A 2,667-nucleotide genomic window follows, 5' to 3' on the forward strand; every position below is an offset into this window, starting at 1 on the left:
GCCAACGCCACCCGACACAGCACTACCCAGTTCCGCCAACTTCCCAGCCGCCAGCGATGACGCCCCCGCGCCCACCGCGCCAGCAATCGCATTCCCACCGCCTAGCCCGGCGATCATGGCTCCGCCGGCTGCATGCAGACCGGCACGGTAGTCGCCGCCTTCCTTCCAGCCTTCGACGTCGGCGGTGGCCTTTTCCAGGTTGGCGCGGTTGTCGTCGCTGGGGTCGGCCTCGAATGCTTTCTGCGCCTTGTCCTGGGCTATCGCTGCATCCTTGAGTTTGCTGCTGGCGATATCTCCCACCGACTTCGCCACCGCCTCGCCAGCCGCCTGAGCGGCCGCCATCGTGTCGGCTTGCTTGTTCAGCAAGTTGTTGAGGTCGGGGCCTTTGCGGACGGTCGAATTGGTATCGGTCGTATCGCGATTGAGTGTCGTCACGTCTTGCTTCTGGTTGGCGTCGTCAGTGATGTGGATCGTGCCCTCCGCAATGGCGGACTGCGCGGTGCCGCGTTGTTTGCCGCTTTCGTGCTGCGGAATCATGGGACTCGCGCCACCGGTGTTCTTGCCCGAGGTCTGGCCGGTCTTCTCGTCCTTCACCTTGGGACCGAAGGTGAACCCGCCGGCCACGCCGAACGAAGTGCCCTTGTAGTCCGACTTGTTTTCGATATCGCCCCAGCTCAGGGTGCCCGTCTTCAGCGAGTTCTTGTCCTTCGTGGCCGTGCTGGCGATGAGGGCGCCCTGGAGGTCGGTGTTGCCTTTGACGTTCAAGTCGAAGCCGCCGTCGCCCGCGTAGATGCCGGATTGCTCGGCCACGTTGGCGAAGTTGCCGTTGGCCTTGCCTGTCGATGCCGAGAGCGATCCGCTCAGCCCTCCACCTTGACTAAAGCTCAGGCCGCCCCCCGCGCTTGTCTGGCGGGCGCGGCTGCCTTCGGTGTCCTGGCGGCTGGCGAGGTTGAGGTGGCCACCGACATCGGCCGACACCTTGCCGCCGCTGACCACGCCACCGAGGATATTGGTGTCGCCACCCGAGACGATCGACACCGATTCGCTGCCCGTGACGCGGCTGTTGACCTGTGTGGTGCCACTGGTGTCGCTATTGCCCTTGTTCGTCGACCCTGACGCCGACACGCCGAAGCCCTGCGCGCTGTAGGACACGCCGATGCTGCCGCTGCTCGACTTGTTCGTGGTGTGGGTCTCGTAGGTATCGGTCGCAGAGACGATATTGACCTTGCCCTGGCCCGCCAGTCCCACTCGGGTGGCTGCGATAGTGGAGCCGACGATGTCCAGGTTCCCGGCAGTCTTGTTGCCATCGGCATCCTGACCCGTTGCGATGAAGACCGCCTTGCCGCCAGCCTGCACCTTCGATCCGGCGTGCGAGGTGCTGTCCTGCGTGAGCGTGTTCTTGCTCTTGCTGGTACCCAGCGACAGGGTCACGGCGGTGCCGAGCGGTCCTGAGCCGCCAGCCAGGCTCTTCATGGCATCGCCCGCGCCCTTGGCCGCGTCATAGGCGTCGCGACCTGCCGCGATGCCCCACAATGCGGATGCCCGGCCATCCTGGCTCTTGCTCGCCGAACTGACTTTCTGGCCCGCATTGATGGCCGAGCCGAGCGCGCCGCCGCTGACACCCAGCGTCAGCCCGGTCTGCTTGATCTCGTGGGTTTCGTCGTGATGCGCGCGGCCCTTGGCGGCTTCGATCGCCACATCGGCGCCCACGCCTGTCAGATCCTTGGCGGCGATCAACTGGCTGCCGGTCACGCGTAGCGTGCTCCCCGCCCTCAGGCTGACATTGCCATCGGTACTGCCGACGAGGCTGCCGGTCTGCGTGACGGCGTTGTCGTTGATCGTGTCCTTCTGGTCACGCGAGCCGTAGGAGAGGCCGCCACCCGTGGCGCCGAAGCCCCTGGCTGTCGTGCGTGAGTAACTGTGGCTTTCGCTGGTGTTCTCCGCCGCACCGATCGTCAGGTTGCGGCCGGCTTCGAGTCCCACGTCCTGAGTGCCCGCCACCGTCGATCCGCTGATCGCCAGATCTCGTCCGGCGCTGCCGAGGACGGTATCGCCCGAAATCACCGAGCCCACCGCCACGGTGTCGCGCGAACGGGTGATCGTGGTCGTTTCCTTCTTCGACAGGAATCCGGATGTCTTCGTCTGCGACCAGCTCTCGGCGCTGTGTTGCTCGGTGACCGTGCCGATGGTCACGTCGCCCGTGGCCACCAGTGCCACCGCGCCACCTTTGGCCGTAGCGGTGCCGGTGGTGACGGAGGAGGCGAGCACGGCGAGGTTGCCAGTGCCGCTCGCCTCGGACGGTACGGCAGCGATGCCATTGGCTTCGAGGATAGCCGCCGCTGCAGCCTGCCCGGCGCCCAGCGTGGCATTGCTGCCAGCCTGCACCGAACTGCCGCGCGCGGTTTCGTCATAGGACGATTGCGTAAATTGCGACCGCTTGTTGCTCGACGAACCGGCACTGCTCGTCTGTGTATCGAGCGATGCCGTGACCGTAGCATCGCGTCCGGCGAGCAGCGTGGCGTCCGTGCCCGCCTGAATGGCCGAGCCGGTCAGTGTGGCATCGCGCCCGGCTACCGCCGTGACACTGCCGCCCGCCTGCACACGGCTGCCGACGCCACTAGTGGTCTGTTCACGCAGGTAATCGCGACCGCCATGCGCGGTGGCATC

General features: G+C 66.0%; 1 protein-coding gene. It reads right to left on the minus strand.

What is annotated here, in order from left to right; genetic code table 11:
- Positions 1–2,667 (minus strand): hemagglutinin repeat-containing protein (locus FFS21_RS31830; protein WP_171020538.1); only part of this gene is annotated, 2,667 nt, incomplete at both ends.

Source organism: Cupriavidus sp. 2SB, from assembly GCF_005503625.1.
In the GTDB taxonomy this organism is placed as follows: Bacteria; Pseudomonadota; Gammaproteobacteria; order Burkholderiales; family Burkholderiaceae; genus Cupriavidus.